Annotated in this window: 22 protein-coding genes; 12 read left to right on the top strand and 10 right to left on the bottom strand. The window is 62.7% G+C overall.

All coding sequences use genetic code 11. The annotated features are described in order from the left end of the window. Window positions 1-4: 4 nt before the first annotated feature. Window positions 5-1,255 carry an efflux RND transporter periplasmic adaptor subunit gene (locus ACSMXM_RS07835; protein ID WP_460315305.1) on the bottom strand — a complete coding sequence of 417 codons (1,251 nt, stop codon included), beginning with the start codon at window positions 1,253-1,255 and terminating at the stop codon, window positions 5-7. 234 nt (window positions 1,256-1,489) lie between these two features. On the opposite strand from ACSMXM_RS07835, the gene ACSMXM_RS07830 reads away from it, so the two are divergent. The 7 genes from ACSMXM_RS07830 to ACSMXM_RS07800 all read left to right on the top strand — a co-directional run bounded on the left by ACSMXM_RS07830 (window position 1,490) and on the right by ACSMXM_RS07800 (window position 8,569). After that, window positions 1,490-2,104 (top strand): flavodoxin family protein, encoded by a 615-nt coding sequence (locus ACSMXM_RS07830; RefSeq protein WP_460315304.1) that lies wholly within the window; start codon window positions 1,490-1,492, stop codon window positions 2,102-2,104. 214 nt (window positions 2,105-2,318) lie between these two features. Continuing rightward, the gene (locus ACSMXM_RS07825) at window positions 2,319-2,882 is read left to right on the top strand and encodes a helix-turn-helix domain-containing protein (protein ID WP_460315303.1); all 564 of its coding nucleotides are present in this window, start codon (window positions 2,319-2,321) and stop codon (window positions 2,880-2,882) included. A 71-nt stretch (window positions 2,883-2,953) separates the two neighbouring features. Then, the gene (locus tag ACSMXM_RS07820) at window positions 2,954-4,159 is read left to right on the top strand and encodes a glycine C-acetyltransferase (RefSeq protein WP_460315302.1); all 1,206 of its coding nucleotides are present in this window, start codon (window positions 2,954-2,956) and stop codon (window positions 4,157-4,159) included. Next, complete coding sequence (gene tdh / locus ACSMXM_RS07815; RefSeq protein WP_460315301.1) at window positions 4,156-5,235, top strand: L-threonine 3-dehydrogenase; 1,080 nt, start codon at window positions 4,156-4,158, stop codon at window positions 5,233-5,235. The genes ACSMXM_RS07820 and tdh overlap by 4 nt, the downstream gene beginning before the upstream one ends. Before the next feature lie 39 nt (window positions 5,236-5,274). Beyond that, on the top strand, window positions 5,275-6,795 hold the full coding sequence (locus tag ACSMXM_RS07810) for a serine hydrolase domain-containing protein (RefSeq protein ID WP_460315299.1): 1,521 nt from the start codon (window positions 5,275-5,277) through the stop codon (window positions 6,793-6,795). Window positions 6,796-6,851: 56 nt separating this feature from the next. Beyond that, complete coding sequence (locus ACSMXM_RS07805) at window positions 6,852-7,997, top strand: DSD1 family PLP-dependent enzyme (protein ID WP_460315298.1); 1,146 nt, start codon at window positions 6,852-6,854, stop codon at window positions 7,995-7,997. A 134-nt stretch (window positions 7,998-8,131) separates the two neighbouring features. After that, window positions 8,132-8,569 carry an FKBP-type peptidyl-prolyl cis-trans isomerase gene (locus ACSMXM_RS07800; RefSeq protein ID WP_460315297.1) on the top strand — a complete coding sequence of 146 codons (438 nt, stop codon included), beginning with the start codon at window positions 8,132-8,134 and terminating at the stop codon, window positions 8,567-8,569. A 131-nt stretch (window positions 8,570-8,700) separates the two neighbouring features. Here ACSMXM_RS07800 and ACSMXM_RS07795 read toward each other — a convergent pair whose 3' ends face one another. From ACSMXM_RS07795 to ACSMXM_RS07760, 8 genes are all read right to left on the bottom strand, one after another. After that, window positions 8,701-9,210 carry a DsbA family protein gene (locus ACSMXM_RS07795; RefSeq protein WP_460315296.1) on the bottom strand — a complete coding sequence of 170 codons (510 nt, stop codon included), beginning with the start codon at window positions 9,208-9,210 and terminating at the stop codon, window positions 8,701-8,703. Window positions 9,211-9,362: 152 nt separating this feature from the next. Then, entirely contained in the window at window positions 9,363-10,181 is an 819-nt protein-coding gene (locus ACSMXM_RS07790) for a redoxin family protein (RefSeq protein ID WP_460315295.1), read from the bottom strand. A gap of 24 nt (window positions 10,182-10,205) precedes the next feature. Then, window positions 10,206-11,558, bottom strand: coding sequence for an MBL fold metallo-hydrolase (locus ACSMXM_RS07785; protein WP_460315294.1), 1,353 nt, complete (start codon window positions 11,556-11,558; stop codon window positions 10,206-10,208). 113 nt (window positions 11,559-11,671) lie between these two features. Further along, a complete protein-coding gene (locus tag ACSMXM_RS07780) occupies window positions 11,672-12,448 on the bottom strand; it encodes a sulfite exporter TauE/SafE family protein (RefSeq protein WP_460315293.1) in 777 nt (258 codons plus the stop codon). Window positions 12,449-12,460: 12 nt separating this feature from the next. Further along, window positions 12,461-14,029 carry a bifunctional protein tyrosine phosphatase family protein/NAD(P)/FAD-dependent oxidoreductase gene (locus tag ACSMXM_RS07775; RefSeq protein ID WP_460315292.1) on the bottom strand — a complete coding sequence of 523 codons (1,569 nt, stop codon included), beginning with the start codon at window positions 14,027-14,029 and terminating at the stop codon, window positions 12,461-12,463. Next, window positions 14,029-14,454, bottom strand: a complete 426-nt coding sequence (locus tag ACSMXM_RS07770) for a DUF6691 family protein (protein ID WP_460315291.1) — start codon at window positions 14,452-14,454, stop codon at window positions 14,029-14,031. Before ACSMXM_RS07770 ends, ACSMXM_RS07775 begins: the two co-directional genes overlap by 1 nt. Beyond that, the gene (locus ACSMXM_RS07765) at window positions 14,451-14,900 is read right to left on the bottom strand and encodes a YeeE/YedE family protein (protein ID WP_460315290.1); all 450 of its coding nucleotides are present in this window, start codon (window positions 14,898-14,900) and stop codon (window positions 14,451-14,453) included. Before ACSMXM_RS07765 ends, ACSMXM_RS07770 begins: the two co-directional genes overlap by 4 nt. Beyond that, window positions 14,900-15,832 carry an MBL fold metallo-hydrolase gene (locus ACSMXM_RS07760; protein WP_460315289.1) on the bottom strand — a complete coding sequence of 311 codons (933 nt, stop codon included), beginning with the start codon at window positions 15,830-15,832 and terminating at the stop codon, window positions 14,900-14,902. The genes ACSMXM_RS07765 and ACSMXM_RS07760 overlap by 1 nt, the downstream gene beginning before the upstream one ends. 74 nt (window positions 15,833-15,906) lie before the next feature. Between ACSMXM_RS07760 and ACSMXM_RS07755 the strand changes: the two genes are divergently transcribed. Continuing rightward, window positions 15,907-16,563: a peroxiredoxin gene (locus ACSMXM_RS07755; RefSeq protein WP_460315288.1), complete on the top strand. Its 657-nt coding sequence runs from the start codon at window positions 15,907-15,909 to the stop codon at window positions 16,561-16,563. After that, window positions 16,560-16,904: an ArsR/SmtB family transcription factor gene (locus tag ACSMXM_RS07750; protein ID WP_460315287.1), complete on the top strand. Its 345-nt coding sequence runs from the start codon at window positions 16,560-16,562 to the stop codon at window positions 16,902-16,904. Before ACSMXM_RS07755 ends, ACSMXM_RS07750 begins: the two co-directional genes overlap by 4 nt. A 110-nt stretch (window positions 16,905-17,014) precedes the next feature. On the opposite strand, the gene ACSMXM_RS07745 is transcribed toward ACSMXM_RS07750, so the two are convergent. After that, a complete protein-coding gene (locus tag ACSMXM_RS07745) occupies window positions 17,015-19,177 on the bottom strand; it encodes a prolyl oligopeptidase family serine peptidase (protein WP_460315286.1) in 2,163 nt (720 codons plus the stop codon). A 173-nt stretch (window positions 19,178-19,350) separates the two neighbouring features. Here ACSMXM_RS07745 and ACSMXM_RS07740 point away from each other — a divergent pair, with 173 nt between their 5' ends. The 3 genes from ACSMXM_RS07740 to ACSMXM_RS07730 all read left to right on the top strand — a co-directional run bounded on the left by ACSMXM_RS07740 (window position 19,351) and on the right by ACSMXM_RS07730 (window position 23,541). After that, window positions 19,351-21,549, top strand: a complete 2,199-nt coding sequence (locus tag ACSMXM_RS07740) for a TonB-dependent receptor (protein WP_460315285.1) — start codon at window positions 19,351-19,353, stop codon at window positions 21,547-21,549. Between the two features lie 163 nt (window positions 21,550-21,712). Further along, complete coding sequence (locus ACSMXM_RS07735) at window positions 21,713-22,672, top strand: alpha/beta hydrolase (RefSeq protein ID WP_460315283.1); 960 nt, start codon at window positions 21,713-21,715, stop codon at window positions 22,670-22,672. Between the two features lie 101 nt (window positions 22,673-22,773). After that, entirely contained in the window at window positions 22,774-23,541 is a 768-nt protein-coding gene (locus ACSMXM_RS07730; protein ID WP_460315282.1) for an AraC family ligand binding domain-containing protein, read from the top strand. Window positions 23,542-23,693 lie beyond the last annotated feature (152 nt).

Raw genomic sequence — 23,693 nt, 5'->3', positions numbered from 1 at the left:
GTGCCTATTCGTCTGCGGAGGACGCTGAATCCGTGGCGGCCTCCGTGGGGGCGGAGCCTGTGGGGGCGGCAGCGTCCGGCGTTTCGGGGGATGCGGACCGGGCGGCGGGTGCGTCATTTTCTGCCCTCGGGCGGAGCTTCACCGGCTTTGGCTGCACTTCCATGCCTGGCTGCACCCGCGTCAGGCCGTCCAATATAACCCTGTCGGTCGGGGCCAGCCCCTCGCGAACGACGCGCAATCCCTCCACCATCGGCCCGGTTTCCACAGGGCGGGGCGCAACCTTGTTCTCGCGATTGACGACATAGGCCAGTTTCCTGTCCTGGTCGGTGACGATCGCTTCATCAGGCACCAGCAGGGCCTCGTATACGCCCGAGCCCAGCAGGCGCGCGCGCCCGAACATCCCCGGCGTCAGAAAGCCATCGGGATTCTGCACCACGGCATGCGCGCGGATCGTACCCGATTGAGGGTCTATGGCATTATCGACGAAGTCCATGCGACCGCGCCAGCTATAGTCGTTTTCGTCCGCCAGGCTGATCTCCACCGGATTGGCGGCATAGCGGGAGGAGGAGCGCTGCCCTTCCCGGTCCTGGCGGATATATTTCAGATAGAAGCTTTCCGCACCGTCGAACGCGAACCAGATCGGGTTTATGGAAACCAGGCGGGTCAGGACGGTCTGCCCCTCCGTGACATAATCCCCGGGGCTGATCCTGCGGGCCGACACCCGGCCCGCGATCGGCGCGCGGACAGTGGTGAAAGAGACGTTCAGGCGCTGCGTCGCTACGTTGGCGCGCGCGCCTTCCACGGCGGCGGCGGCGGTACGGACCGCGGTCTGCTTCTGCTCCAGTTCTTCTGCACTGATGGCTTCGACCGCTTGCAGGGATTCCGCCCGCTCAAGTTCGGTTTGTGCATTGGCACGCGACGCCTCGGCGCTGGCCAGGCTGGCATTCGCCTCCGCCAGCGCGGCACGGAACGGCCTCGCATCGATGCTGAACAAGGGGTCGCCCTTGGCAACATCCTGACCGTCGTTCACGAAAATTTCTTCGATCTGTCCGGATATGCGTGGCTTTACCTCGACATCGTCAATGGCTTCGAAGCGGCCGATATATTCGTCCCAGTCGCGAACATCGCGTTGCAGGGGTTCGGATACGCTGACCACCGGTGCGGCGGGCGGCGGCGGCGGCGACTCGCTGCAATTCGCCAGTGCGAACAGCAGAGGTATGGCCAGCCAGGCGAGAGGGTTCCGAGTCGCGCTCATTTGTGCAGTGCGACATAAAGCTGAAGTTAAGATTCCGCAACGGTATGATCGGACGAATTTGGGGGGTGCGTCTTTTGGCCCCCCACTCCTGCGCCTGGCTGCACTGCCCGCCGGGGTCCGCATGGCGATCGCCTGTGGAGAGCGAGTTTCAGCGTCGGAAGCCATTCGGAACCGCCATTATCGGACCGCGTTAATGACAGACGCCTATCATCCTAATGCTACAAGGAAATTTCCATGAGCAAGCTGACTGCCATCGCCCTCAACGCAACGCTGAAGCCGACAGGTGAGGAGGGGTCTTCGACGGATCTCATGATTCAGCTGCTGAAAGAAAAATTTGCCGGTCACGAGGTCGAATTTTCGGAAACGATCCGGCTGGCAGATCACGATATCAAGCCCGGCGTGACCTCTGACGAGGGGCAGGGCGATGCCTGGCCCGCAATCCGCGAGAAGATCCTGGCGCACGACATATTGATCTTTGGAACGCCGATCTGGCTCGGCCAGATGTCCAGCATCGCGAAGCGCGCGCTTGAGCGAATGGATGCCTTTCTGGGCGAAACGGACGAGGAGGGGCGCATGCCAAGCTATTCCAAGGTTGCCGTCGCCGCCATCGTCGGAAACGAGGATGGGGCACACAGCATATCGGCTGATCTCTTCCAGGCACTGAACGATACCGGCTGGACCATACCAGCGGCAGCCGCCTGCTATTGGGTCGGCGAGGCAATGCAATCGAAGGATTTCAAGGATTTCTCCAAACCGCCGGAGAAGGTCGACGAGACGGCGGGAATGGTCGCCGGCAATGCCGCCCATCTGGCACGCATCCTGAAGGACACACCCTATCCGGGCGCTTAGCGATATCGGGGCGCTTGGGGCGTGGCTGCGGGAAACGGCCGTCCGGCGCCGCTCTGTCCAAAATGGGTCGCTGCTATTAGACTTGGCGTGAAGAGGGCGTCAGGCCCCGGAAAGATGCTGTTCTCCGGCACCCCTGACGGACTTCGGTTTTTGAGGCGGGATTGACGGATGGCGGGCATCGGCGGGTTGTATTACGGGCGGGATAATGGGTTTCATGGCTGACGATGTACGCCCGCCCCTCGGCCCCCGTTTGCAGAAGCTGCGCAAGGAACGCCGCCTGACGCTCGACACGCTTTCGCAAATGTCCGGCGTGTCCCGGTCCATGCTGTCGCAGATCGAACGCGGTCAGGCGAACCCCACCGTCGCTACCGTATGGGCTCTTGCCGATGCGCTCCACATGGACATTTCCGAACTGCTGCAGGTTCCGAACGCGAAGGGTCCGCGAAAGATCGACGTCGCGGCGCCGTCGCTTACTCCGGAAATGCGCAGCGATGATGGTCTGTGTGTGTTGAAGGTGCTCAGCCCCGCCGATCGCGTGGGCTCGGTGGAATGGTATCAGCTTCACGTCGCGCCCGGCGGCGTGTTGAGGTCGGAGCCACATGCGCGTGGCAGCATGGAGCATCTGACCGTTCTGAAGGGCACCCTGACCATCGAGGCGGTGCAAGAGCGCACGGAAGTGCCGCAGGGGTCGACCGCGCGTTACGCCGCCGACATCCCGCATTGCATAGAAAATCGGACCGCGGAGCATGCAGAGGCCATATTGGTGAATCTGTTTTAGCGAATATTCCATTATACTGGACATAGGTTCCTGCATATCGTATTCCATCCGAAAATATGGAGGATGGACCCGTGCCAGCGCATTTCTATCAACGCATTGCCGACGAACTTTCCGATATTGAGAACGCTGGGCTGTGGAAGCCGGAGCGCGTCCTTACCTCGATGCAGGGCGCTACGGTGTCGGTTGCGGGCCATCCGCGCGAAGCGATCAACCTGTGCGGCAATAATTATCTTGGGCTGGCATCCGACCCGCGCATCGTAGAGGCTTCGATTGCCGCCACCCGCCATTGGGGCGCTGGTCTCGCTTCGGTTCGCTTCATCTGCGGCACCCAGGAAATCCATAAAGAACTCGAAGCCGCTATCGCGGACTATGTCGGGTTCGAAGAGGCAATCCTGTTCGCGGCGGCCTTCGATGCCAACGCCGCCGTTTTCGAACCTCTGCTGGGTGAGGACGATGCCATAATTTCCGACAGTCTGAACCACGCGTCGATCATCGACGGCGTCCGGCTTTGCAAGGCGCGGCGCCTGCGGTTCGCGAATGGCGACATGGACCAGCTGGAACAGAACCTTCGACAAGCGAGGGAAGGCGGCGCGCGCACGATCCTGATCGCAACGGACGGTGTCTTTTCCATGGACGGCGCCATCGCAAATCTGTCCGCGATCACCGATTTGGCCGGGAAATATGATGCCCTCGTCATGGTGGACGATTGCCACGCCACCGGCTTTCTGGGGGAACAGGGGCGGGGCTCCGCAGCCTTTTGCGGCGTTGAAGGGCGTATCGATATATTGACCGGGACTTTCGGCAAGGCGCTGGGCGGCGCCATGGGCGGCTTCGTTGCCGCACGGCGAGAGGTGGTTTCGCTTCTGCGGCAGCGCGCGCGTCCATACCTCTTTTCCAATGCCCTCGCTCCATCGGTCTGCGGCGCGGCGCTGCAGGCGATCGGCATCGCGACCTCTGCGGAGGGCGATGCGTTGAGGGAACGCCTTTTCGCCAATGCAAATCGGTTCAGGCGGGGGATGGAGCAGGCCGGGTTTTCGCTGCTGCCGGGGCAGCACCCGATCATCCCGGTCATGGTGCACGACGCCGCCCGCGCGCAGGCGTTCGCGGCGGCTCTGTTGCAGGAGGGGGTTTTCGTCACCGGATTTTCCTATCCCGTCGTGCCGAAGGGGCAGGCGAGAATCCGCACACAAATGTCCGCCGGTCATTCGCCCGAACAGGTCGACACGGCCATCGCCGCCTTTCGCAAGATCGGCAAAGCGCTGGAGATCGTATCGTGACGGCGGCAGCGATCATTCCGCGCGCCAGCACCCAGGCGGCACCCACCATGTTTTCCCTCGCAAAGCTGCACGCCGAGGAGGGGCTGTGGAGCGCACAAGCGGAAATCCCCGTCTGCGGCCCCGACGATGTGCTGATCCGCATTTCGCGCACCGCGATATGCGGCACCGATATCCATATCTATAATTGGGACGATTGGGCCGCGCGGACGATCCCCGTTCCGATGGTCGTGGGGCATGAATTTGCCGGGCAGATCGTGGAAATCGGAAAGAATGTGGGACGTCCGCTGCATGTCGGCCAGCGCGTCTCTGGCGAGGGGCACATTATCGACCTGAATTCCGCGGCGGCGCGTTCCGGCCGTTTCCACCTCGACCCGGCGACGAAGGGTGTGGGCGTCAATCGCCCCGGCGCCTTTGCCGAGATCCTGGCCATTCCCGCGTTCAACGTCGTCCCGCTGCCGGAATATGTCAGCGACGATTTCGGGGCTTTGCTGGACCCACTCGGGAATGCGGTTCACACGGCCCAGCAATTCGACCTTCTGGGCGAAGACGTTCTTATAATTGGCGCCGGACCTATTGGCATCATGGCGGCGGCGGTCGCACGCCGGGCGGGCGCGGGCAGCGTCTTCATCACCGACGTCAATCCTTACCGCCTCGACCTTGCGACGAAACTGGCGGATGTGCGCCCCGTGAATGTCCTGCATGAGGATTTGGCGGAGGTGCTGGCACGGGCAGGGTTGCCTGACGGTGTGGCGGTGGCGCTGGAAATGTCGGGCACCCATGCAGGCATGGCGCAGGCCATCGAGTCGCTGCGAATGGGCGGCAATCTTGCGCTTCTGGGGATCCCCAGCCAGCCGATGAGCGTCAACTGGGCGGACATCATCATGAAGGCGATCACGCTGAAGGGCGTTTACGGCAGGGAAATGTTCGGAACCTGGGACAAGATGCTCGGCCTGCTGCGCGCCGGTCTCGACTTGTCGCCGCTTATCACCCATCGTTTCCGCGCAACCGACTTCCAGCAGGGGTTCGACGCCGCACGGTCCGGTGAAGCGGGCAAGGTCCTGCTGGACTGGTCGTGATCGTATGGCGAACGTCTAACATCGAACAGGGGGACAGATATGTCGACGGATCAATCGAGGCGTAATTTTCTGGCGGGCGCATCGGCGGCAGCACTCGCCTCGACCACGCTTTCAGTTCCGGGTTTCGCCCGCGAAGGCGCGGAGGATGCCGCAAAATTCCAGACGGTAAGGGCGGTCGCGCAAAAGGCCGTTGCCGACGGCACCGTTCAGTCGCTTTCGATCGCTGTCCTTCGTGACGGCAGGATAGAGTGGGAGGAGGCGTTCGGCATGGCCGACCGGGAGGCTGGCATCCCGGCGACGGTGCACACATCCTATTCGCTTGCCTCGATTTCGAAACCGATCACGGCCACCGCCCTGATGACGCTGGTCGAGGCGGGTAAGGTCGATCTCGCCGCCCCTCTCGACACCTATTTGCAGGCCGGCCAGATCCCCCCGCGAATTGGGGACGCAAGCGATGCCACCGTCGGCCTCGTCGCCAATCATACGTCCGGCCTGCCGTTCCATGTTCAGTTCTTTTACGAGGGGGCGCCCCATCAGCGCCCGCCTCAGTCGGAGACCATTGCGAAATGGGCGCAGATCATCAGCCGTCCTGGCGAGGCTTTCACCTATTCGAACCTCGGCTTCGGGCTGTTGGGTGATGTCATAGAGGGGGCGTCGGGCCAGTCATTGGGCGATTATCTGCAATCTGCCGTGTTCGCGCCGCTCGACATGCGCGCCACCTCTCTCGGCAGGCCGACGGGGCCGGGCGTACAGGCGGCGGTGCGTTATTCTGCTCAGAATGAGCGGCTGCCCTATTATGTCACCGACCATGCAGGGGCCTCGGAATTCTACAGCAGCGCGCATGATCTGATCCGGTTTGCCGCGTTCCACATGAACGGGCCGCTACCGGAACAGCAGCCGATATTGACCCGCCGCAACGCGGTCCGGATGCACGTCAACACCGCCCGCCCCGGCGAGGAGTCTGGTTACGGCATCGGCTTCAGCACTGGCCGCAGCCGGGGTTTCGAGACGGTGCAGCATGGCGGATCCATGCCCGGCGTCGCCACGCAGATGGTCATGGTTCCGTCGAAGGGCGTTGCCTATGTCGTCCTCTGCAACACATGGGTTTTCGAGCCGCGAAACGAGATCGTCGAATTATTGCTGGACGAGTTGCTGGGCGCGGAGCCGGAGTCGTCGACAGAACCGGCAGCAGAAGACGGCGCAGAGAATCCTGTTCCGGCGGATCTGGCCGGCGAGTGGGTCGGCACGATCACGCGACCGGAGGGTGATGCCGTCCCCGTGTCTCTCGCCATCGATGAAGCAGGCGCCATTGCCGCCAGGATCGGCGATCGGCAGCAGGTCGCCGTTACCGACGCCGCATATGAAAACAGGCGACTGACCGGCGCGATCGAGCAGCGATTTCAGGCCGCAGATACGGCGCGCTACGACAATAGCGTCCAGTTGGATCTGAAACATGAGGGCGACCGGCTATATGGCGGTTTCGCGGCTCTGGACGATCTGCAGAATCAGACCTTTGCCGCCGGGTTGACCTTTTGGATGGATATGCAACGACGGACCTGACGATCTCCCCTGGTCTGCCCGCCCACCCGTTGATTGAACATTGGAGCCATTTTGCCGTGAACGACGATCTGCGCCTGCATGAGCATTTGATTGGAAATCCTGGATCCCGGCGCCAGATCAATACGCCCGCCCTTGTCCTCGACCTGGACACGCTCGACCGCAACATTGCTGCCATGGCGCAACTGGCGCAGCAATATGGCGTTTCGCTGAGGCCGCATGCAAAAACGCACAAGAGCGTCGATATTGCGCGCAGGCAGATCGAGGCCGGCGCCGTCGGCATTTGCTGCACGAAATTGGGAGAAGCGGAAGCGCTGGCCGAGGGCGGCATCACGAATATTCTTCTCACCTCGCCCGTCGTCACCGCGCCCGGCCTGGCCCGCCTTGCCAGCCTCGCCGCGAAGGTGCCGGGACTGGGCGTGGTCATCGACCACCCGGACAATGCGGGGGCGTTGGGGCAGGCGATGAAGCGTGCCGGGGCCACCCTCGACGCATTCATCGATATCGACCCCGGTATGCACCGCACCGGCGTCCGCAGCGTCGATGATGCGCTGGAACTCGCCGGCGCCATCACGGCGCAGAACGCGCTTCGCTATCGCGGCGTGCAATTCTATTGCGGCGTCCACCAGCACATCGAAACCTATGACGAGCGGCGGCAGGCCATTCGCGAACGTACCGCCTATCTGCAGACATTCCTGACCGCGCTAGGGCAGGCGGGCTTCGCGGCGGAAATTGTCACCGGATCGGGGACCGGTACGCACCGTATCGATCTGGAGATCGGAACGATGACGGAGCTGCAGGCCGGCTCCTACATCTTCATGGACCGGGAATATAATGATTGCGAACTGACGGACGGCAATTCGCCTCCGCCGGAAACATCTTTGTTCATCGACACGACCGTGGTCAGTGCAAACGGTCCCGGCATCGCCACCGTCGATGCCGGCATGAAGGCGATGGCGACCGATGCGGGTGAACCGCCGATCATTACGGGGGCGGCGAAGGGGGCGACCTATCAATTCATGGGTGACGAGCATGGCCTGATCCTGGGTCCGGACGAGGCGTCGACGATGCAGACCGGCGCACGGCTCAGCCTTGCGGTTCCCCACTGCGATCCGACGGTCAATCTCTACGACAGCTATCATGTCGTTCGCGGCGATACGCTGCTGCACATCTGGCCCGTCTCTGCGCGGGGCCGATCGCGCTAAAGGCCCTCGGCGCGGGATCACGCGCATTGAATGGTCGAGTTCGAATACCTACCCTTGGGGGATACGGGGCACTTGAATGTGCCGATCGAGCGGCGCCTGACGCGCCGCACCAACCCCTGACGGAAGGAAATATTATGCAGAAGGCAAAAGCCGGTGACACCGTGATTATCGAATATCGCGTGCGCAAGGACGATGACAGCATCGTCGGCGGTACCGAACAGGAAGGCCCGCAGGCGATCAAGATCGGCGGGGCGGAAATCTTTCCCCAGATCGAAAGCGCGCTGGACGGCATGGCAGTTGGCGAGGAACAGACGGTCACGATCGTCACGGACGACGCCTTTGGACCCCGCCGCAAGGAAATGGTCATCGACATCCCCCGCGCGAACCTGCCCGAGGACGCGGAACCTCAGCCCGGCATGACGCTGTCTGCGCAACAGCAGGATGGCTCGACCGTGAACCTGGTGATTACCGATGTCGGCGAAGAAAAGGTGACGGCAGACGGAAATCACCCTCTGGCGGGTGAAGACCTGCACTTCGACCTGACGCTCGTCGAGATAAAGAACGCTGCGTAACAGCCATTTCGGCTTCATCAGCCAGGTCGATCCGAACCCGGCATCGACCTGATACTGCGCCTTTCGTCGGCTTCCGGCCGGTGGAAGGCGCAGCGCGTTCCTGAAAGTCTCGGGATCCCGCGCCCCCGGGTTTAATCCGACCGCTGCTCGAAATCCCGCGCCAGCCCCACTGTCTCGGTCAGGGTGGTATAATCTACCGCGCCGGGGATCAGATAGGGGCCGACCAGCAGCGCCGGCGTACCCTGCAGCCCCATCTTTGCTGCCTGCAAACTCGTCCGGTCGATCAGATCGTCGATTTCCTGTCCGCGCGTCTCCATGTCCTGCTGCAATTGCGCCCAGTCCACTCCCGCTGCCGTTGCGGCTGCCTGGATGCGCTGCGTCGTCAGCTTGCCCTCGGTCCGCATAAGGGCGTCGTTGAACGGCGCATGCTTGTCCTGCCACTGCGAGGCGATGGCCGCACGCGCTGCCTCCTCGGACGCCGCCCCGAAAATCGGCCAGTCGCGGTAAACGATGCGCACGCGCGGGTCGTTAGTTACCAGCTTTTCCAGCGTCGGATGGATCTTGCGGCAATAGGGGCATTGATAGTCGGAAAAGCTGACAATGGTCACGTCATAGTCGGCGGGCTCCGATGTGGGCGCCAACGGATCGTCTGTTATCTTGCGCCGCTCCGCCTCCGCGTCTTCACTACTCGCAAGCGCCTCGTCGCTACCTTCCGCGGACCTGTCGGAGGTGGTCGACGGACCTTGGGTGGCGTAAAGGATGCCACCGGTGACCAGCGCGGCGGCGCCTGCGATTATCTGCCATTTTTTGATCTTGCGTCTCCTTCGATTTCGCGGACCTGCGCCATCAGTGCGGCGTGGGAAATTTCGCCCATGTGCGTCGCGACGATCTGCCCCGCGCCGTCCACGAACAGGGTGGTGGGCAGCGCCCGGCTGTTCAGGCGGTTCGACAATTCGCCGGCCTTGTCCAGGAACACCCAGTCGGAAGCAATTGCGTTTTCCTGCAGATAGGCGCGGACAGTGTCCGCCCCCTCGCCTTGGTTGAGGAGCAGGATGGGCACCTCCGCACGCTCTGCGGCTTCGGCCAGCATGGGCAGCTCCCGGCGGCAGGGCGGACACCATGTGGCCCACAGATTGACGACATGGGGGCGCCCGCGAAATTTCTCCGTCGGGACTTCGGTGCCGTCCAGTCGGGTCAGCGTCGGCAGGTCCGGCATCGGCTGGGGTTCCGGTTGCAACAGCGCGGACGCGACGTACCACAACGCTGCGAACATGCCGACCGTCGCCAGGCCTTGTGGTCTTGTCGGCGGGGGCAGGCGCCAGGCGACAATGACAGCCGCGGCGACAAATCCCGGCCAGGCGATAAAGCCGCCCTGCCAAACCGCAAGCGCAGACCACCAGTCGCCAGAGAAGGAACTGGCATGCGCGGCAACGAAGGCCAGGCGCGCTGCCAGAATGCCAACGGCAAGGGCCATCGGCCCGACGGGCACAAAGGGGCGACTGCCACGTCCGGGAAGGCGATCTATGATCACAACGAACCCGGTCATCAGTATGACGGCCAACAGGCGGTCGCCTGCCATGACCAGGGGGCCGAGCTGCAGGATATTGTCCACGATTATATGATCTTTTCGGCCCGTTCAGCCATGAAAGGCCTGCCATGCCCCCATTGAGCCAAGGTAGACATCGATTTTGCGGAAACCCTTGCTGGCCAGCCAGCCAGCGGCGACGGTGGCGCGCATGCCGCTTGCACACATCAGGGTATAGCGCCGGTCCGCGTCCAGGTCGCGCCAGCGCTCGTTGAACTCGCCGACATATATGTGCCGCGACCCCTCGATCGACTGTTCGCCCCCTTCGTCGGCATCGCGCACGTCGAGGAGGGTCCAGTCCGGGGCGGCGTCGGACAGGCGCTGCGCGACCTCCTCCGTACCGATCATCGGAATTGACTGCATTCTTACCCCTTGCGCCGCTGCGGGAACCACGCCCACATAACCACCCGCCAGATTGTCGAGCGCGATGCGCACCAGATGCTCCGTGGCGGTCGCGAGCTGTTCCTCGTCGGAAGCGATCAGGGCCAGTTTCTGCCCCTCCGTGATGAACCAGCCCGCAAAGGCAGGGATCATATCGACCGGCAGGTTCATCGCGCCCGGCAGGTGGCCAGCGGCGTACGCCATCGGTTCGCGTATATCGATCAGATGATCGGCCTTCAGATCTAGAAGTTCGGCCAGCGAGAGGTTGCGCGGGCGCATGACGCGCGGCGCGGGCGATCCCCCTTCCAGGTTCAGCCGCTCCATCAGGCGGAAATAGGGCGGCTGATAATGGTGTTCATTCACTTTCACGCGGATGAATTCGTCGCGATCGGTAATCTGCAGGCGTGGATTGTTTCGGCGTTCATGGCCGATGGTCGAAAACTCACGCTCGGCCATGCCCGAACCGCACACCGACCCGGCGCCGTGGGCGGGATAAATGATTGCCTGATCGCCCAGATCTAGCAGCTTCTGCAGGGAATCGAACAACAGGCCCGCGACTTCCTCCGCGCGTTCCGGATAGAAATCCGTCCTGCCGACGTCGCCCACGAACAACGCGTCGCCGGTAAAGACACCGACCGCCCCCTCGGAATAGGCTGTGTCATATATGGCAAACGCCAGATGATCGTCGGTATGGCCCGGGGTTTCCAGGATATGGATTTCAAGCTGTCCGATCGGGAACCGGTCGCCCTCGTGAACTGTGTCGGCATAGACGACGGGCGCTGCGGGATTTGGGCCGTGCAGCACCCTCGCCCCCGTCAACGCCGCCAGGGCGGGCGCCCCCGACACGAGATCCTCGTTCCGATGCGTTTCAAGGATATGGGTGATTTCCAGCCCGTGAGATCGCGCCATTTCGAGGTAGATGTCGCAGTCGCGGCGCGGATCGATGACCGCGGCGCTGCCCTTCGACCCCACCAGATAGGAAAGATGGGACAGGCCGGGCGTCTTGATTTTTTCCAGCAGCATGGTGGCTCCCTTGTTGGTTTGGGGTTTCGGTTTCTTTCCGCCGGACGCGGGACTTGCCGGTCTACGCCACCACCCGCGCGCTCAGTTGCGCGGCTGGGCGGGGCGCTTTCATTTCATAGTGCCTTGCCGCTTTGCCAGAGCATGTAGCCGGCGACCACGAAGATCAGCAGGGCGAACACTGTCTTCAACTGTCCGCCGCTCGACAGGCGCTTGGCGAGATGCGTGCCGAAATACCCGCCGACGACGCCCCCCACGATAAAGGTGGCCGCCAGGATCCAGTCGATCAGCCCGGAAAACGCGTAATTCGCTGCCGTGGTCAGGCCAAAGGCGGTGACCGCGACCAGGCTGGTCCCGACGGCGTTGATCATGGGCATGGACGTGGAACCGATAAGTCCCGGTACGATCAGAAACCCGCCTCCAATGCCGAAAAAGCCGCTGAACGCGCCCGTTCCAAGTCCGTAGCCCAAAACCTTTGGCGCATTCTCTCGATTGCATTGCGCGCCGGGAATGCCTTGCTGGTTGCGACTGCGCAGCATCAGGATGCCGACCCCGATCATCAACAGCGCAAACAGAAAGAGCAATTTCTGGCCATCGATATTCTTGCCGACGGTCGACCCGCCAAGCGCGCCGACAATGCCCGCCGCCGCATACATGGTTCCGCAGCGCCATTTGACCGTATGTTCGCGCGCGTGACTTGCAAGGCCAGAGGCGGCATTGGCCGCTACCGCAAGCGCACTTGTGCCAATCGCCACATGCGGGCTTGCCACCCCGACCAGATAGACCATCAGCGGTACGGCGAGGATGGAGCCGCCCCCGCCCACCAGACCCAGGCTGAAACCTACCAGCCCGCCGGACAGCATGCCCAGTGCCATATGCAGCGTGTCGAGCATCGACCGGGATCCTCAAAAACGGCTTGCGGGTTTGGCGAGCCATTCCCGGCCCTTCAGCATCCCATGCCAATAGATCCAGGGCAGCGCCTGCGTCTTCAACTGCCACGCCAGGCGGGAGGGGCGGGACCCATTGATCAGCCACTTGGGAAAACTGGGGGCAACCTTCCCGCCATAGAGAAACTCGGCCAGGACGATCTTGCCGTTCTCCACGGTCAGCGGGCAACTGCCATAGCCATCATAGTTCGCCTCGGGCTGCTTTCCCTTCAGAACGGCCAGTGCATTTTCCGCGACGACGGGTGCCTGCTTGCGCGCCGCCGCCATCGTTTTCGCATTGGGCGTGCTGCAACAGTCGCCCAGCGCAAAAACATCCGGGTATCGCATGTGGCGCAGCGTGTGCTGATCGACCTCCGCATAGCCTGCATCGTCGGCCAGCGGACTCTTCGCCACGATCGCATTGCCCTTTTGCGGCGGGCAGACATGCAGCATGTCAAAGTCCCGCTCCACTTCGCCATCTGCGGTGGCGAACCATGCCTTTCGGTTCGGCCCGTCCACGCGCACCAGGTTCGATCCGAATGCCAGGTCTATCCCGTATCGTTCGACCGTTTCCATCAGCGCCGGAACATATTCCTCGACACCAAAGATCGCACCGCCCGCATTGTGGAATTCGATATCCAACTTATTCAGAAGGCCCTGTTTTTCCCACTCGCTGCAGGACAGGTACATGGCCTTTTGCGGTGCGCCCGCACATTTGATGGGCATGGGCGGCTGCGTGAACAGCGCACGGCCGTTGCGCGTCTGTTTCACCAACTCCCAGGTATATGGCGCAAGATCGTACCGGTAATTCGACGTCACATTATTGCGGCCCAGCGTCGCCTCCAGACCCTCGATCTCGTCCCATGCAAGGCGGTTGCCCATGGCGACAACCAACAGGTCGTAGGTGATCCGGCTTGCGTCGTTCAACTCGACGGATTTGCTTTCCGGGTCGAACCGCGTCACCGCCGCCTCGATCCACGTAACCCCGTCCGGCATGACGGATGCTTCGCTGCGGCAGGTATCTTTCTTGTCAAAGATACCGCCGCCGACCATCGTCCAGCCGGGCTGGTAATAATGCTCGGTCTTGGGCTCGATCAGCGCAATATCCACGCCGGCGCTCCGCTGCAGAATGGATGCGGCTGTTGCGATGCCCGCCGACCCGCCGCCGGCGATCAGGATGTGGTGGTGGCGCGCGTTCTTCATTCCCTTCGCCCCCGCGTCGGTCTGCACCGCCGCGAATAAATCAACGCAACGATTGCCTGTTTTGCAATAGGCAAGAACAGGTGCCGGCATCTCGGCCAGGGCGGTTGCGAATGCGCTTCGCTGATCCTTGATGCTGTGATCGCCGCCGACGGGAATATAGCGTGCGGACAGCCCCGCGGCTTTGGCGGCATGGGCGACCGCTGCCCACGCCGGCTGGCCCGCCTCTTCGCCGTCGGGGCGGCTGCAGATGATGGACTTATATCCTGCCGCAGCGATGTTTCCGACGTCGTCGGGCTGGATCTGCCCCACGACCGACAGGTCAGGGCTCAACTTTTTCGTTTCCATTATGATGCTCCTTTGCAGCGCTCGATCATGTGGAACAGCGCCATTCCTGCCAGCATGGCCGCCACGAAAAGGGCGGCCGGCACGATGTTCGTGACTAGGGAGGCGATGGCGGGGCCGGGGCAAAGGCCGGCAAGGCCCCAGCCCGCACCGAACAGGGCGGCGCCAAGAATCAGGCGCCCATCGACCCGCTGTGTGTCCGGCAAGTGAAAGGCGGCGTTTGCTATCGGCGCGCTCATTCGCCGCTGCAGCCACCAGGCGATGCCCATGACGGCGATGGCGCCGGCCATCACAAAGCCAAGCGTTGGATCCCAACCGCCGAAAATATTCAGAAAGCCGCGCACCCGTGCCGGGTTCATCATTCCGGAGAGTGCCAGGCCGGCCCCGAACAGGGCTCCCGACAGTGTGATCAGCGCCGCCTTCCTCATGACCAGCCCCCGCCAAGTGCGTTCACCAGTGCGACGGAGGCGATACCCGACGCCATGAAAATGGCGGTCGCGAGGAGGGAGCGGCGGGAAAGCCGGGACACGCCGCAGACGCCATGGCCGCTGGTACAGCCGCTGCCCAGGCGGGCGCCGAAGCCCACCAGCACGCCACCTGCCAGCAGCCAGCCAATATGCGGCGGAAACCGCGCCTCCACCGGACCCGCGACCGTTTCAAAAATCGCTGCGCCGAGCAGAAGTCCGATCACGAACAGCGCGGCAGTCGCCCACGGCGTGCCGCCGCGTTCCAGCCCCGTGGCGCGTGCGGTCATTCCGGAAATGCCGGCAATGCGCCCGATGCCCAGCAGCATCAGGGCAGCGGCAAGGCCGATCAGCAATCCCCCTGCGAACCCTGCCGCAGGCTGTGCCTCGGGAAAGCCGGACAGCAGCATCAGACCGCGTTCACCGGAATCTTGATGTAGCTGACTCCATTGTCCTCGGGATCGGGAAGTCTGCCGCCGCGAATATTGACCTGAACACTGGGCAGGATCAGCTTCGGCATAGGAAGCGTCTTGTCGCGGCTGGTACGCAGCTCGACAAACTCCTCTTCCGTCATGCCTCGCCCGACATGGACATTCTCATCGCGCTGCTGTCCGACGGTCGTTTCCCACGCATATACGTCGCGTCCGGGCGCCTTGTAATCATGGCAAAGAAACAGCCGCGTTTCGCGCGGCAGCATCAGCAGCCTCTGGATCGAACGGTATAGTTGCCGCGCGTCACCGCCGGGAAAATCGGCCCGCGCGGTGCCGAAATCGGGCATGAACAGCGTATCGCCGACAAAGGCGGCATCTCCTATGATAAAGGCCATGTCGGCGGGTGTGTGGCCCGGGACGTGCAGGGCGATGCCCTCCAGTTCGCCCAGGCTGAACGTTTCGCCGTCCACGAACAGATGGTCGAACTGCGATCCGTCGCGTTCGAAATCCGTGCCTGCGTTGAACAGCTTTCCAAATACGTCCTGAACCCGGATGATCTCGCGACCGATGCCCAGCTTGCCCCCCAGTCGCGTCTGCAAATACGGGGCTGCAGAGATATGATCCGCATGGGCATGCGTTTCGATCAACCATGTCACTTTCAGATTATTGGAATCTATGTATTCGATTATCCGGTCGGCTGAACCGTTGGAGGTTCGGCCCGCCGCCGCGTCGAAGTCCAGCACCGAGTCGATTATGGCTGCCTCGGAACTTGCCGGGTCGTGGATGACATAGCTTACCGTATTGGTTTCTTCGTCGAAAAAGCCAGCAATCGATGGGCGCATGCATCTTTCTTTTTGTGCGCGTTCGACCTGATCGGTTGCCGCCTGAAGCGCGGCATCATGCTCGCTCATGCTACAAATCCTTATTAATTTCATTAATTATGTATATGTATTGCTAAAATCGAGTCAAGGCTTAGATTGTCGCCATGGATGACAATTCTGGCTCGACGGCGCCGTGCGCCGGTTTACGAATCGGCGATGTTGCGCCTGACTTCGCCGCGCGCACGACGTCGGGCGACATTCGCCTTTCCGACTTTCGCGGTCGGTGGCTGGTGCTTTTTTCGCATCCCGCCGACTTCACGCCTGTCTGCACCAGCGAATTCGTCGCGCTGGCCCGACGGTCGCATGAATTCGACACGCGAAATTGTGCGCTCATGGCGCTTTCGGTGGACAGCCTGTTTTCGCATTTTGCCTGGTTGAGAATGATCCGCGATCATTTCGACGTAGAGGTGCGCTTTCCGATCATCGAGGATCCGACGATGGTCATCGCGCGCGGTTACGGCATGGTCGCGCCGGGCGACAGCGACAGTGCGGCGGTTCGGACCATCTTTTTCATCGACCCGGCCGGGACGATCCGCGCGATCAGTTGCTATCCTGCGAATGTCGGACGATCGATCGGGGAAATGCTGCGTACGCTCGACGCGCTGCAGGCGGTGGACGACTGCGCTGCCCTCGCCCCCGCCGATTGGCAGGCTGGTGAGCCGCTTCTCAGCCAGCCGCTCGCCGCCCTCGACGACGTCTATGCTGCCGAGGCCGCGACCGAATGGTTCTACCGGCCCGGTCTGCGCCGGGGCGACAAATGAGCAGCGATGCTCCGATTGGCGCATTAAAGGCGCTGGCGCATCCGGCGCGCTTTGCAATTCTGGACATTTTGTCTGGGGGCGAGCGAAATGTCGGAGAGGTCGAGGAACTGTCGGGTATCGCGCAGCCCGCTCTATCCCAGCAATTGGCCGTGCTGCGCAATGCAGGGCTGGTGCGCACACGCAAGGACGCCAAACTGGTTTTCTATCGCGTCCATCAGGAAAACATGGCGGCACTTCAGCAGGTTCTGGCGCAGCTGACGGAGGGCGCGGAAACCACCCCGAAACGCACCTCGCCCCGCAATCCGAACGTTGCCAATTTCGCCCGCCTGGGCGCCGATTAGCAGTCCGCCGCCGTTTTTCGGTGTCAGGCGCTCAGCGCTGCCGGCAGACCGGCGACGCCCGGATCAGCCCACGTTCGGGGGATATGCATACGGCGCGCGGTACAGCCTGCTCAGGACAGGACGCCGTCGACGCTGCGGAGGGCGAATGTCCAGAACCGCGCCGCTTCGCGCAGGGCGGAATCGCTGCCCGCATCCGGCTGGTGGCCCGCGTCCGGATCCAGATAGAGCAGCGCGGGTGCATCGCTGGTGCTGCGATCCCGCACCGCCGCGATGAACTTGGCCGGCTCCCAATATGCCACGCGATCGTCTTTCAGACCCGCCGTGGTCAATATGGGGGGGTAGGGCGCCCGCTTTACATTCTCGTAGGGGGAGATGGATGCCATGTAATCATAGGCTTCCGGATCGGCCAGCGGGTCGCCCCAATCCGGCCGGAACAGGGGAACCAGGGGATGGTCGGCATCGCTCATGGTATTCAGCATGTCGACGAACGGCACCTTCATGATCGCGCCCGCGAACAGCTCGGGATCCTGGTTCAGCGCCCCGCCCAGCAGCAGTCCGCCGGCGGACAGGCCAAAGGCGATCATCCTCTCCGGGTCCGCCCCGTGCGATGATGACAGCGCGCGCGCAGCGGCGTTGAAATCGTCGAAGCTGTGATGCTTCTTGAAGCGTCGGCCATCTTCGAACCAGCGACGGCCCCGCTCGGCGCCTCCGCGAACATGGGCGATGGCATAGATCCAGCCGCGGTCCACCAGGCTCAGCGCGGGTAACGAAAAATCGGCCTCGGTCGATGCGCCGTATGCGCCATATCCGGTCAGCAGCAGCGGCGCAGGCGCGTTTCCGGCTTCCCGGCGACGCAAGATGGTGACGGGCACGCTTGCGCCGTCAGTTGAGGGGACGGTGATCCGCTCGACCATATAGGCTGCGGCGTCGAATGCCGGGACAGACGCCTCGCCGACGCGGGTCAGCGCGCCGGTCGCCAGGTCCACATCGTACCAGATCGGCGGCGTCGCCGGCGCTTCATAGCGTATGCGCAGCGACGTGCTGTCATAGCCCTGGTCCGCAGGAACCGACAGGCTGTAGGCGGGCGCATCGAATGAAACGGTCAGGGGGTCGCTGCCTGCTTCGGTCATTATGCGGAATTGGGGCAGGGCGTTCTGCCGCTCCGTCCAGACAAGCGCGCGCTCGAACGGCATTATCGTCTCGATGGGAACGCCGGGCCGGTGCGGAACGAGCGGCGATCCGCCCGCGCCCTCGGTCAGGCCGATGATCTTCAGGTCAAAGGCGCCGCCGCGATCCGTAGCCAGCCAGGGACGGCCCCGCCACTCGAACAGTTCGGCGCGCTCCCCGTCGGATCGGTCGATGACCCGCTCGGGCGCAGCGTCGGGGCTGCCGCTATCCACTGTCCAGATTTCGGTTCGATCCGGGCTATAGGCATTCAGCACGATCAGGCCGCCTGCCGCCGTCTTGTGCAGCCCCAGGAAGAAGGCGGGATCGGTTTCTTCCAGCAGCACCTCGGTATCGCCATTGGGCAGCAATGTCCGCATCAGCGCGTTCGGGCGGGCGCGCTCGTCGCGACGCAGCCAATATACGGCATCCCCGGTGGCCGCGATGCCGCCATAGCCATAGACGCTGTCCGCGACTGCGGTGTGGATGGTTCCTTGATCCAGATCGCGAACCAGAATCTGGAATTCGTCGGATCCTACTATGTCCTCCGCCCATAGGAACCAGCGCGAACCGGCCCTCTGGTGGCCCGTTGTCCGGTAATAGGATTGCCCTCGCGCACGTTCATTCTCATCCAGAACGACCTCTGCGCCGCCTTCTCGCTGCAATGTATAGACAGGCCGCCCCTGGCCCTGGGGCGTGCGGGCGGTCAGCGCCTCCTCGCGCAGTGGCGGCGCTGACATGTCGCCTGCCGAACGGGCGCGCATTTCCTGGAAAAGTTCCTCCTCCAGCTCGGCGCCGGGTGCAAGCACCGCCTTGGCATAGGTCATTTCCGCCCGCAGGTGCTTCGCGATCCGGGGCGACAATGTGTCTAGGCTGCGTTCCGATCCCGGCCCGTCGTCCTTCAGCCAGGCGTACGGATCCATGCGCGTACGGCCAAACTGTTCGATTTCCTTGGGGATACGCCGTGCGCGCGGCGCGGCTGGGATCGCAGAGGGGGCGGCAGCGAAGCGGGTGGCACCCGCCTTGGGCGCACAGGCGGCGAGGGCCGCACTGGCCGCACCGATCAAAAGATCGCGGCGTCCGGGCCGCAGGAAGGCAGCTTCTGTCATGCCATCAGGGTTAGCGACGGGCGAAACCGGCGAATACCGTCGCTGTACATAAAACCCGCTCTTTGTCCTTCCGCGCACATCCTTTGGCCCGAAAGGCAAAGTCTGGCTGGACCGTTGCGACATACATTAAAATGGCAGGAATATTTCAGTGATATGACCAAGGGGGCGCGACCATGAAAAGTACATCCATTCTTTTGACAACCGCTGCGGGACTCGCATTGACGGTCGCGGCTCCCGGCTGGGCACAATCTGCTCAGCCCGCAGGCGCTGGCGACGATCCCATCGTCATCACCGCATCGAAGCGCGGAGAGGATATTCGCGACATTGCCGGCGCGGTCAGCGCGGTGACTGACGCGGATTTGTCGGAACTGAACGCACAAAGCCTCAGCGATTACATCAACCGTGTGCCGGGCGTCGTCTTCAACGATTATCAGCCGGGCGTGTCCGAGGTGGTCATCCGCGGCGTTGCCTCCACGACCTATCACGAGGCGAACCAGGCCACGACGGGCTATTATCTGAACGAGATTCCGCTGATCGAACCCGGATTTCCGCTCGTCATCCCCGATGTGGATTCATTCGATCTGTCCCGCGTCGAGGTGCTCAGGGGGCCACAGGGCACCTTGTTCGGTTCGTCCTCGCTCGGCGGCGCGGTGAACTATGTGGTGAAGGAGGCCGATGCCAGCGGCTTCGACGCCGCCGCACAGGGGATTCTCTCCTCCACCCGCAGCACGGGCGAGGCGAACTACGCCGCGAAGGGCATGGTGAACGTCCCGGTCGTTGAGGACAAGCTCGCCGTGCGCGTCGTCGCGCTTCAGCGCTATGACGCCGGCTTCCTCGACAATCCGGGTATCGACGACAATGGCAGCAACGATCTGCGCGTTCGCGGTCTGCGCGGCTCCGTCGTCTGGACGCCGACCAACGATACCCGCGTCACCGCGCTCAGCATGTATCAGGAATATGATCTCGACGACCAGACCTATGTGATCTTCAACGACGATCCGGAAAGCTTCGAACGGTCGACGAACGTTGCCGAATTCCAGGATACCTCGTTCATGCTGCACAGCTTGCGACTGGACCAGGAACTCGGCTTTGCCACCCTCACCGCCGTGGGCAGCTACACGGAGAAGGAAAGCGACCTTGCGTTCGACGATTCCATCTTCGTTGGCATCGACCCCCGTACGGGAACGCCCCAGCTTTCCGGGTCGGCGGGCAAGTCAAAGACGGATTATGCCGAATTGCGGCTGACGTCGCCGACGGAAACGGCGTTCAGCTGGCTGATCGGCGCCAATTACACGAAGGCCCGCTCGAACAGCACCGACCGCGTGTCGATAGAAGGTATTGGCGATTATATCGACGCCAACCCGGGCGAATTCAATGGCCGGCCATCCAGCGAAATCGCTCCGGGCGACCTGACACAGCGCACCGTCAGCAGCAACGATATCGAGGAAATCGCCCTGTTCGGCGAAGCGGCGTACACATTTGCCGATGTGGTGACGCTGACCCTCGGTGGCCGTCTGTTCGAATATGAATCGCAGCCGCGCCTGCAGTTCCTGCCAAATGCCGAGTTGATCCCGCCCTTCGACTATGCGCCCGGTACGCAGAAGGATAGCGGCTTCATTCCAAAGGTTTCGCTCGCCTACAACCCGAACGACAATCTGAAGATTTATGCGCTCTATTCGGAGGGGTTCCGCATTGGCGGCGTCAACGTCTACTCCGTGGCGGCCGGGACACCGCTGACGTTCGACAGCGACACTACGCAAAACTACGAAATCGGCGCCCGCTTCGATCTGGTTCCGGGCGAGATGACCTTCGACATCGCCGCTTATCATATCGACTGGAACGACATTCAGGCCCGCCTCTTCGTGCCGGTCACGTTCGAGGCCTATACGACCAATGGCGGCGGCGCGGACATTGATGGTGTCGAAATGACCATGTTGTTCCGGCCGACACCGTTCATGGAATTGTCCAGCAGCGTCGCCTATACCGATGCACGCCTGTCGGGCCTGCTGCCCGACAACAGCGCCCCCGGCGGCGGCTATGCCGCAGGGACGCGTCTGCCCGGTTCTTCGGAATGGACGATCGCGAACCAGCTGTCGTTCAACTTCGACGATATGCCGTTGCGGCCGTATTTCAGCATCGCTCACCGCTACCTTTCGGAAGCGCCCGTTGCGTTCGGTGCGGACTTTCAGCGCGGCGACTATCACATCGTCGACCTGAATGCCTCGGCCCAGCTGGGCAACGGCCTCGAGGTCGGGATTTTCGCGAAGAACCTGCTGGACAAATACGGCATTGTGAACGCACCGTTTTCCTTTGCGGGGACGGTGACACGGCCGCGCACGGTGGGCGGCTCGCTGACCTGGAACTTCCAATAGGCTGCCGCGCGGGAGGGGCGGTCCGTCCGCTCCTCCTTTATCCCCGCATCGTCCTCGCCCCTTCCCGACGGCCCGACCGCGCGCAAGAATTGCCCGCCACCGGAAGCGGCGCTCCTGCGAAAGGAAGAAGCGGGAATGCCGTTGTAGAGTCTGGAGAAATTTGGTGAGTGAGCAGAATAAGCGACCGGCTGTCGACCCGCACATCGCCATTTTTCGGGACAGGATCGCCGCCGCTTACGCCGAACATTCGATCATTGCGGGGGATCTTCAGGCACGCCGTGCCGCGGCGGAAACGGTACGCGCGCCGTGGGTTCAGGGCGGCCCCGACATGGCGGAGCGGATCGATATTCCGGCGGAGCGCGGACGCCCCCGCATGCGTCTGCACGTTCCCGCCACGGAAAGCCGGCAGCCAAGGCCCTTGCTCATCTATATCCATGGCGGCGGCTGGACGGTGTTCAGTATCGAAACGCATGATCGCCTGATGCGGGAATATGCCGATCGCAGCGGCTTTGCCGTCCTCGGACCCGATTACAGCCTCTCGCCAGAGGCGCCTTACCCTGCCGCGCTGGAGGAGATCGGCGCAGTGCTGGAGTGGGTTCGCGCAAACGCTGCAGACTTCGGGCTGGATGGAGAGGCGGTTTTCATCGGGGGTGATTCGGCGGGTGCGAACCTCGCCATCGGGACAGCATTGCGGGAGCGGGATGCCGGTCGGACCGATCTGCGTGGCCTGCTCCTCAATTATGGCGCTTTCGATCCCCGGCCACGCGGCTCATGGCGGCTGCTGAATGGCCCCGACTATATGCTTGCCGACGATGAAATGGCAGAATTCTGGCGCAATTATATCGGCGATCGCCAGATCGAGCATGTGCCCTATGCGGCCCCGCTTTCGGCGGATCTTCTGGGCCTTCCGCCCACGCATTTTTGCATTCCGTCCGGCGATATTCTGGCCGACGAGAACCTGGAGCTGGCCGAAAAGCTGCGGGACGCGGGTGTCGCCGTCGACGTCCGCGAATATCCAGAGGCGACGCACTCCTTCCTTGAGGCTGTAAGTATCGCGCCCCTCGCGGGTCAGGCTCTCGACAGATCGGCCCAATGGCTGCAAGAAGTCGCCAGAATATCTTGATCGGGCCAAGCTGCTCTGCGACCGGGCCAAGGCGCGGCCTTCGTCCTTGACCACGCTGCAGTGCAGCATACGCTCTATCCGGGTGAAGGTGGAGCGATGGGATGAAACATTTCGACGAAGCGCGCGATCTGGCGGGACTGCCTGTGGTCGGGCTGCAGGATGAATATGCCCCCGGTTTTGTGGACAGCGAACATTCGCACAGCCGCGCCCAACTGCTTTATGCCTCTTCGGGGGTCATGTCTGTCGTGGCGGGTGGCGCCAGCTTCGTCATACCGCCGCTGCGTGCCATTTGGATCCCGTCCGGCACCCGGCACGAGGTTTCCTGCCGCAGCGCCGTGTCCCTGCGCACCCTTTACATCGATGAACACCGGACGGGCAGCGGCGAACGCGAATGCCGCGTCGTTGAAGTCAGCGATTTTCTAAAGGCGCTTATCGTCGAGCTGGCCCATATTGGCGAGGGCGCGGATGGCGGCGACATCCGTTACCAGCAGATCGTTTCGCTGCTCATTGCGGAACTCGCCGCCATGCCGACCGCACCCTATCAGGCGCCGATGCCCACCGATCCGCGGTTGCTCAGGGTGTGCCGCCGAATTCTGGACGAGCCGACGGATCGCCAAACGCTCGATGATTATGCAAGCCTTGCCGGAATGGGCCGGCGGACCTTCACACGCCAGTTCCGGCAGGAAACGGGTATGAGCCTTGGCATATGGTGTCAGCAGGTGCGCCTGCTCGACGCGATTTCACGCCTTGCCTGCGGCCAATCGGTGACCACCGTTGCCTTTGACGTCGGCTATGAAAGCCCCAGCGCCTTCACATCCATGTTCCACCGGTTCTTCGGCGTTCCGCCCAGCCAATATCGGTTTCAATAGGGGGGCGGTGCCCACATCGGCGTTGAATGAGGCCGTCGACTCTAAACGCGAAGCTACAGCCGCATGGAGGCGAGTTGAACCATCGCGAGGAAGCTTTCGGCGAGTTTTCACCTTAGGGAGGAACCGCCCGACAGATTGCGCTGACGGTACAG

The organism is Pacificimonas sp. ICDLI1SI03, from assembly GCF_054740865.1.
Note: the sequence above shows the minus strand (reverse complement) of the source record. Positions and strands in the feature narration are given on the sequence as shown.

Coding starts and splice junctions, on each gene's coding strand:
- ACSMXM_RS07835 (WP_460315305.1), bottom strand. CDS start 1,255: ATGAGCGCGACTCGGAACCCTCTCGCCTGGCTGGCCATACCTCTGCTG.
- ACSMXM_RS07830 (WP_460315304.1), top strand. CDS start 1,490: ATGAGCAAGCTGACTGCCATCGCCCTCAACGCAACGCTGAAGCCGACA.
- ACSMXM_RS07825 (WP_460315303.1), top strand. CDS start 2,319: ATGGCTGACGATGTACGCCCGCCCCTCGGCCCCCGTTTGCAGAAGCTG.
- ACSMXM_RS07810 (WP_460315299.1), top strand. CDS start 5,275: ATGTCGACGGATCAATCGAGGCGTAATTTTCTGGCGGGCGCATCGGCG.
- ACSMXM_RS07800 (WP_460315297.1), top strand. CDS start 8,132: ATGCAGAAGGCAAAAGCCGGTGACACCGTGATTATCGAATATCGCGTG.
- ACSMXM_RS07785 (WP_460315294.1), bottom strand. CDS start 11,558: ATGCTGCTGGAAAAAATCAAGACGCCCGGCCTGTCCCATCTTTCCTAT.
- ACSMXM_RS07780 (WP_460315293.1), bottom strand. CDS start 12,448: ATGCTCGACACGCTGCATATGGCACTGGGCATGCTGTCCGGCGGGCTG.
- ACSMXM_RS07775 (WP_460315292.1), bottom strand. CDS start 14,029: ATGGAAACGAAAAAGTTGAGCCCTGACCTGTCGGTCGTGGGGCAGATC.
- ACSMXM_RS07770 (WP_460315291.1), bottom strand. CDS start 14,454: ATGAGGAAGGCGGCGCTGATCACACTGTCGGGAGCCCTGTTCGGGGCC.
- ACSMXM_RS07765 (WP_460315290.1), bottom strand. CDS start 14,900: ATGCTGCTGTCCGGCTTTCCCGAGGCACAGCCTGCGGCAGGGTTCGCA.
- ACSMXM_RS07760 (WP_460315289.1), bottom strand. CDS start 15,832: ATGAGCGAGCATGATGCCGCGCTTCAGGCGGCAACCGATCAGGTCGAA.
- ACSMXM_RS07755 (WP_460315288.1), top strand. CDS start 15,907: ATGGATGACAATTCTGGCTCGACGGCGCCGTGCGCCGGTTTACGAATC.
- ACSMXM_RS07750 (WP_460315287.1), top strand. CDS start 16,560: ATGAGCAGCGATGCTCCGATTGGCGCATTAAAGGCGCTGGCGCATCCG.
- ACSMXM_RS07745 (WP_460315286.1), bottom strand. CDS start 19,177: ATGACAGAAGCTGCCTTCCTGCGGCCCGGACGCCGCGATCTTTTGATC.
- ACSMXM_RS07740 (WP_460315285.1), top strand. CDS start 19,351: ATGAAAAGTACATCCATTCTTTTGACAACCGCTGCGGGACTCGCATTG.
- ACSMXM_RS07730 (WP_460315282.1), top strand. CDS start 22,774: ATGAAACATTTCGACGAAGCGCGCGATCTGGCGGGACTGCCTGTGGTC.